Annotated in this window: 7 protein-coding genes; 3 read left to right on the top strand and 4 right to left on the bottom strand. The window is 72.8% G+C overall.

Annotated elements, in window-relative coordinates; translation table 11 throughout:
* The 3 genes from VGR37_24745 to VGR37_24735 form a co-directional block, all read left to right on the top strand.
* Window positions 1-532: alpha/beta hydrolase fold domain-containing protein (locus VGR37_24745; protein HEV2150630.1), on the top strand; the 532-nt coding region annotated here is incomplete at its 5' end.
* Window positions 533-671: 139 nt separating this feature from the next.
* Entirely contained in the window at window positions 672-2294 is a 1623-nt protein-coding gene (locus tag VGR37_24740) for a SpoIID/LytB domain-containing protein (protein HEV2150629.1), read from the top strand.
* 662 nt (window positions 2295-2956) lie between these two features.
* Entirely contained in the window at window positions 2957-3292 is a 336-nt protein-coding gene (locus tag VGR37_24735; protein ID HEV2150628.1) for a type II toxin-antitoxin system HicB family antitoxin, read from the top strand.
* A gap of 135 nt (window positions 3293-3427) precedes the next feature.
* On the opposite strand, the gene VGR37_24730 is transcribed toward VGR37_24735, so the two are convergent.
* The 4 genes from VGR37_24730 to VGR37_24715 form a co-directional block, all read right to left on the bottom strand.
* On the bottom strand, window positions 3428-4231 hold the full coding sequence (locus tag VGR37_24730; GenBank protein HEV2150627.1) for a DUF4097 family beta strand repeat-containing protein: 804 nt from the start codon (window positions 4229-4231) through the stop codon (window positions 3428-3430).
* A 125-nt stretch (window positions 4232-4356) separates the two neighbouring features.
* The gene (locus tag VGR37_24725) at window positions 4357-5067 is read right to left on the bottom strand and encodes an LrgB family protein (protein HEV2150626.1); all 711 of its coding nucleotides are present in this window, start codon (window positions 5065-5067) and stop codon (window positions 4357-4359) included.
* Window positions 5060-5524 carry a CidA/LrgA family protein gene (locus tag VGR37_24720; GenBank protein ID HEV2150625.1) on the bottom strand — a complete coding sequence of 155 codons (465 nt, stop codon included), beginning with the start codon at window positions 5522-5524 and terminating at the stop codon, window positions 5060-5062. Before VGR37_24720 ends, VGR37_24725 begins: the two co-directional genes overlap by 8 nt.
* Window positions 5525-5783: 259 nt before the next feature.
* Window positions 5784-6092: a hypothetical protein gene (locus VGR37_24715; GenBank protein ID HEV2150624.1), complete on the bottom strand. Its 309-nt coding sequence runs from the start codon at window positions 6090-6092 to the stop codon at window positions 5784-5786.
* Between the last annotated feature and the right edge of the window lie 414 nt (window positions 6093-6506).

The following is a 6506-nucleotide window of genomic DNA, read 5'->3' as shown; positions in this document are numbered from 1 at the left end:
GGTCGCCATGGGCGGCGACAGCGCGGGGGCGAACCTGACCACGGTCGCCGCGCTGCTGGCCCGGGAGGAGGGCCCGGCCCCCGCGGCGCAGCTCCTGGTCTACCCGGCCACCGACTCGGTCACGCCGCGCCCGTCGCAGGCGCTCTTCAGCGAGGGCTTCTTCCTCAGCCGCGCGGACCGCGCCGCGTTCACCGGCCACTACCTGGGCGGCACCGGCGTGACTGGCGCCGACCCGCGCGTCTCCCCGCTGCACGCGCCCGACCTCTCGGGGCTCCCCCCCGCGCTGGTGGTCACGGCCGGCTTCGACATCCTGCGCGACGAGGGCGCCGCCTACGCCGACGCGCTGGAGGCGGCGGGGACGCCGGTGCGGCGCCTGCTCGTCTCCGGGCAGGGGCACGGCTTCATCCACCTGACCGGCGTCAACCCGGACGCCCGCGCCGCCATGGTCCGCCTCGCCCGCGCCTGGCGCGCGCTGCTCGACGAGGCGCCGGACGCGGCTGGCCCGCGTAATGCATCTGCTGTCGCGTACTAACAGGCCGATCCGGCCACCGGGAGCCTCTTCCGCCGGTGCCGGAAGCGTTCGTGCGCTTCCGGCGGGTACCGCGGCCGCGGCGTGATCGGTGGTGGGACCGGGACAACGTCCCACGTCTCACGTACGCGGAGGTGGTGCCATGCATCCACGACGTCGCCGTTTCGCCCGGGTCGCGACCGTAGCCGCGCTGGTGGCGCTGGCCGGCTGCTCCGAAGACCTCCCCACCCGTCCGGGCCCGGCGCCCGCGCCGGAGGCGCCCCGCCGCGCCGTGGAGCCCTACACCGGGCTGATCCGCATCGGCGTGGTCCCCTCGGCCAGCTCGGTGAAGGTGGGCGCCACCGCCAGCTACGAGGTGCGGGAGAAGGAGACGAACGCGCTCCTCCTCACCGGGGCGGCCGGCGAGGTGGTCACGGTGAGCTGGACCTCCTCCGCGTCGGTCACCACGGAGAGCCGGCGCCTGCAGGTGACCTGCACCGGGAGCACCGCCGAGCGCGATCGGCGGCTCGCGGACGGCGCCGCCGCGGGCTTCCCCACCGCGGCCGAGTGGGTCTCCACCGCCGCCTGCTGGCGGGTGTACGTGGGCGAGCGCCCGCTCCCGATCGATACCGCGGCCGAGCGCGTCTACAAGGACAAGGTGATCGCCGCCGGACAGGCGACCTCCGACGCGTTCTGGAGGACGGTCACGCTCACCCAGTCGCTCCCGCGCTACGTGGTGACGCGCGGCAACGGCACGCAGGTCCTCGCCGCCAACCCGCCCCGGGTGGTGCCCTCCACCGGGCAGGTGCTGATCGCGGGACAGAAGTACCGCGGCACGGCCGAGGTGCAGCTCAACAGCAGCCAGTCGCTCCTCGCGGGGATCAACGAGCTCCCCATGGAGCAGTACCTCTACGGCGTGGTGCCGAAGGAGCTGGGGCCGGTCACCTACCCCGAGGTGGAGGCGCAGCGGGCGCAGGCGGTCGCCGCGCGCACCTACGCGCACGCCAACCTGGGGAAGCGCTGGAGCGACGGGTACGACCTGGGCGCCACCGTCTCGGACCAGGTGTACGGCGGCTACTCCGCGGAGCACTCCGTCTCCACCGCCGCGGTGAACCACACGGCGGGGCTCGTCGCCACCTACGGCGGGGCGCTCATCGACGCGCTCTTCCACGCCACCAGCGGCGGCCACACCGCCCACAGCGAGGACATCTTCTCCGGCACCCTGGCGTACCTGCGCGGCGTGTGGGACTACCCGGCGGGGGCGGAGCTCTCCTCCACCTCGGCGCTTCTGGCGGACCTGCGGGACCCCACCTCCACCACCAGCTACGAGGCGTGGCACCACTGGCACCGGTGGAACTTCACCTGGACCATGAGCCAGATCAGCAGCGTCATCGGCGCCTATGCCGGCCGCCCCGTGGGCAACGTGCTGGCGATCAACGTGCTGTCCCGGTCGCCGACGGGGCGCGTGACGAAGATCGAGTACGTGACGGAGGAGGGGACGTTCTACGACACCAAGGGGCGCATCCGCTCCTCGCTCAAGTACATCGACCCCGCCACCGGGAAGGCGACGCTCCTCCCCAGCACCCTGTTCGTGATCGACCGGCTCGTGGACGCGAGCGGCCAGACCACGGGCTATAAGGTGTACGGCGGCGGCAACGGCCATGGCATCGGCCTGTCGCAGACGGGCGCGGTGGGGATGGCGCGGGCCGGGCACACCTACCCGCAGATCCTGAAGAAGTACTACACCGGGATCGCGATCGAGCAGAAGGTCGGGACGCGGAGCTGAGGGAGGAGGGCCGGGCGGCACCCTCCGGACGAGGGGCCGCCCGGTGCCCGGTTACTTCTTCTTGCCGTAGTAGACGGTCGCCAGGATGCCGATCACGCCGAGCGCGACGCTGACAGTCTCCATGCGGTCCTCCGTTGAAAGGTGAACTGTTGCCGGGGCAGAGCGACCATACCCGATCCCACGACGGGCGCCAAAACCGGCTCTGCGGGATCCCCCGGGAAGTGCGGAGCCCCCGCCGACACCGAAGCGTCAGCGGGGGCAGAAGCGGCGAAAGCTCGCGGTAAACCACGGGTGAAACGCGTTGGCCCCCTCCTCGAAACGCGTGGGGCCGCCAGATTTCAGGCGAAGTCACGTCCGATGCTCCGGAACCACCGCTCTTGATCCTGATAGCACAAATAGATATCATCGTCCATGAACGCCCGCCACCGCAGGACGCTCGCGGCCGTGTTCGAGACGCCCACTCGCTCCGATCTCCGCTGGCTGGAGATCGAGAGCCTCTTCACGGCACTCGGTGCGGAGGTGAGTGAGGGCGCCGGCTCGCGTGTGCGAGTGGCGCTGAACGGGGTGCGACAGGTCTTCCACCGGCCGCACCCGAAGCCGACCACCGGACGAGCTACGGTCCGCGACGTGCGGGATTTTCTCGGTCGCGCAGGAGTAGAGCCATGATCGAGTACAGGGGATACGTGGGGGTCTTCGAGTACGACCCGGACGACGAGACCTTCCGGGGCCGCGTGGTGAACCTGGGAGGGAAGGACGGCATTACGTTCGCGGGCTCCTCCGTAGAGGAGTTGCAGCGGGAGCTCGCCGCCAGTGTCGAGGATTACCTGGCCTGGTGCGCAGAGCGGGGGGAGGAACCAGAGAAGCCATTCAACGGCGCCTTTCTGGTCCGGACGGATCCGGAGCTGCATCGCGCCGTTGCGGTCGCCGCGGCGCGAGAGCGGAAGAGCGTGAACGCGTGGGTAACGGACGCGCTCCGCAGGGCGACCGCCGAGGGGTAGGTCCGAAGTCGGCGTGCTCCACGCGGCCCCCGCGCCGGGAGACCCGCACGCGAAACGTAGAGCGGCCCCGCACCGGATCTCCGGTGCGGGGCCGCAGGTACGTCCGCCGCCGGCCGGGCGGCTTCGGGTCGACGGCTACTCCCCGCCGGCGCGCCGGATGCGGATGCTGCCGTTGACGGTCTCCAGGTCGAGCCTCCGCCCGCCGCTGCCGATCTCGCCAGAGGCGCCCGCGCCCACGAAGCGGCCGCGGGTGACGGTGATCGGGAAGTCGCTGCTCACGTTCCCGTTGAGGAGCTTCGCGCGGACCTGGGCCCGGAAGTCCGCGGGGACGCGAAGGGTGATGTTCCCGTTCACCGTGCGGAATTCCAGGTCCCGCCCGGGGTTGGCGGTTCCGGTGGCGGCGTCGATGTCTCCGTTCACGGTGCTGGCCTCCACCACCCCGACGGCGCTCACCCGCACCGCGCCGTTCACGGTGGAGACGAACGCGTTCGCCGGCATCCGCTCGGCCTCCACGGCGCCGTTCACCGTCCTGCCCAGGAAGTGCACGCCGCGGGGGACGCGGACCACGAAGTCGACGCTCACGTCGTTGTTGTCGTTGCTCGCCTGCCAGTTCTCGCCCGGGGTGCAGCGGTTCTCGCGCTGTCCGCGCGGGGTGGGGTAGATGGCGCAGATGGTCACCCCGCCGTCGTGCGGCACCGTCTCGATGCGCACGTCCTCCACGTCGCCGCGCCGCCCGGCCCGCCGCACCGCGGTGACCTCCACCTCCCGCCCGCTGGACGGCTCTGCGCGGATGGCGCCGTTGATCCCCTTCACCTCCACCCGCTGGCCCGCCGGGATCACGCCGCTCCAGCGGAAGTCCTGCGCGGTCTGCGCCGCGGCCGCCATCGGTCCGCCCGCCAGGAGCATCAGCACGAGCGCGGGTACGCGGAAGCTATTCATGGGTCATCCGTCCAGTCGAGAGTAAAGGAAGATCGGGAGCGAGGCGGGGCGCGGAGCTTCTCGCACCCATACCCGGTTGGATGGCTCCAGCCGCTCCAGGGTTGGAACCGGACCGGAGCCCCGCCTCAGCCCAGCGCTCCCAGCCAGGCGAGGAGCGCGAGCACCCCGGGCGTCAGCACCGCCGTCGCCACTCCCATCAGCCCGATGGCGATCCCGGCGCCGGCGGCCTCCACCTCCCCCTCTTCCACCGCCCGCGCCGTGCCGATCCCGTGCGCGGATGCCCCCAGGGCGATCCCCGTCGCCGTCCGGCTGCGCACCCCCACCGCCCGGAGCACGCCGGGCCCCACCGCCGCGCCGAGCACCCCCGAGAGGATCACCACCACGGCCGAGAGCGAAGGGAGCCCGCCGGCGCGCCTGGCGATCTCGATGGCGATGGGCGTGGTCACCGAGCGCGGCGCCAGCGAGCGGACCACCTCCGGCGAGGCGCTCAGGAGCGCCGCGACCCCGCACGCCGACAGGATCCCCACCGCGCCGCCCACCGCCAGCGCGACGAGGGTCGCCCGCGCGTTGCGCCGGATCTCCCCGAGCTGGCGGTACAGCGGCACTCCCAGCGCGACCACCGCCGGCCCCAGGAAGAAGCTGAGCAGCCGGCCGCCCGGGTCGTAGGCCGCGTAGGGGACGTCCAGCGCCCGCAGCCCGGCGATCAGCACCACGATGGCGACGAGCACCGGGTGCAGGAGGAACCAGCCGAGCCGCCGGTGGAGCCGGCGCGCCAGGGTGAAGACGGCCACGGTCGCGGCGACCGCGAGCACGGCGGAGAGGACCCGCTCAGCCATCCCGCTCCAGCCGCTGCTGCAGCCAGCCGACGGCCAGCATCACCGCAAAGGTGCTCGCCGCGCTCGCCAGGACGATGGGAAGCCACTCGCGCCGCAGCAGGGCGAAGTGCACCATCAGCCCCACGCCGGGCGGGACGAAGAGGAGCGCCATGTGCCGGAGGAGGAGCGCCGCGGCGAGCTCCACCCATCGCACCGGGAGCCAGCCGAGCTGCAGCGCCGCGGCCAGCAGCAGCATCCCGGCCACGCTCCCCGGGAGCGGGAGCCGCCCGAGCGAGGCCAGGGCGTCTCCCGCGAGCAGGAACGCGAGCAGGACCCCCAGGCCCACGGCATAGCGCCACCACGGCAGGCGCGGCGCCCCGGCGCCCGGAGGGCCCATCCCCTCCGCCTCCAGCGCGGCGGCCTCCGGCGCGGTGGGATCTCCCGGACGCGTCCGGTCCGGCGGCTCGGCCTCGCTCACCCCGCGCCGGGCATCCCCGGGACGGCCGCCCGCGAATCCGCCGCCTCCGGCTCGCGGGGCAGGCCACGGTCGGTCGGCCGGAGGAGCATCGCGGATGACGGGGGGTCGAGGGTGCGCGTCGGAGGGTCCGGGTCGCCCCCTGCGAAGATAGGGGCTGCGGGCCGCGGGAACAGGGGCGAGCACGAGGATCCCCCGCCGAGCAGGCTGCTCCTGTGGAGCTGCCGGCACTCGCTCGCTTCGCTCCCTGTCCCCTGCCGTCCTACCGCATCGGCATGGCCCGCGCGATGGCGCCGTAGTCGATCGGCTCCCGGCGGGTCAGCGACTCCAGCCGCTCCCGCTCCAGGCGGAACCTCCGCTCCAGCGCGCGCAGGGTCTCATGGCGGCTCCGCCCAGGCTGGAGTGGGTCGTCGGCGGGCTCGGCGCGGAGCCGTTCGAGCGTTTCCTCCATCTCGTCGGCCAGGAGGAGCTGCTCGCCGATGCGGCGGTTCCGCTCCACCGCCCCCGCGTCGTCCGCGCGCTCGTCACGATCGAACGAGCCGATGCCGATCTCCCTGTCGATGTCTCGCATGTGGTCTCCTCAGCTGAGCAACGCTCCAACGAAACGGCGGGCGTACTCGTCTCCGCACTCGCAGCAGAGCTCCGACCAGCAGCTGCACGCGGGTTTGCGGCACCCGCCGTCCAGCTCGGTTCCGCGGCAGCGGCAGGAGCGTACGCCCGTGCCGCAGCGGGCGCATTTTTCCTCGGTGGTCGCCTGGTCTCGGGGGTTGCGCATGGTACACCTCGGGTGAATGAACGGGCCTGTACCTCGCCGCAACTCGCATGCCGCGGAGGACCCAAGCTATGTTACTGTAAAGGTTTGCGTAGGGTGCGGCAGGGGAGGTGCGCCAGGGGTTTCCGGCCGGATGCACGGAGCCCGCGCGACCTCGACGGCCGCGCGGGCTCTGCTCTCCCGGCTGGTGGGCGGGCCGGATCAGGCCCGCCC

The sequence above is a fragment of the Longimicrobiaceae bacterium genome (assembly GCA_035936415.1).
GTDB lineage: Bacteria > Gemmatimonadota > Gemmatimonadetes > Longimicrobiales > Longimicrobiaceae > JAFAYN01.
Note: the sequence above shows the minus strand (reverse complement) of the source record. Positions and strands in the feature narration are given on the sequence as shown.

Excerpts from the sequence above, each read along its gene's own strand:
- VGR37_24715 (HEV2150624.1), bottom strand. The coding sequence starts at position 6,092 with ATGCGAGACATCGACAGGGAGATCGGCATCGGCTCGTTCGATCGTGAC.
- VGR37_24740 (HEV2150629.1), top strand. The coding sequence starts at position 672 with ATGCATCCACGACGTCGCCGTTTCGCCCGGGTCGCGACCGTAGCCGCG.
- VGR37_24730 (HEV2150627.1), bottom strand. The coding sequence starts at position 4,231 with ATGAATAGCTTCCGCGTACCCGCGCTCGTGCTGATGCTCCTGGCGGGC.
- VGR37_24725 (HEV2150626.1), bottom strand. The coding sequence starts at position 5,067 with ATGGCTGAGCGGGTCCTCTCCGCCGTGCTCGCGGTCGCCGCGACCGTG.
- VGR37_24735 (HEV2150628.1), top strand. The coding sequence starts at position 2,957 with ATGATCGAGTACAGGGGATACGTGGGGGTCTTCGAGTACGACCCGGAC.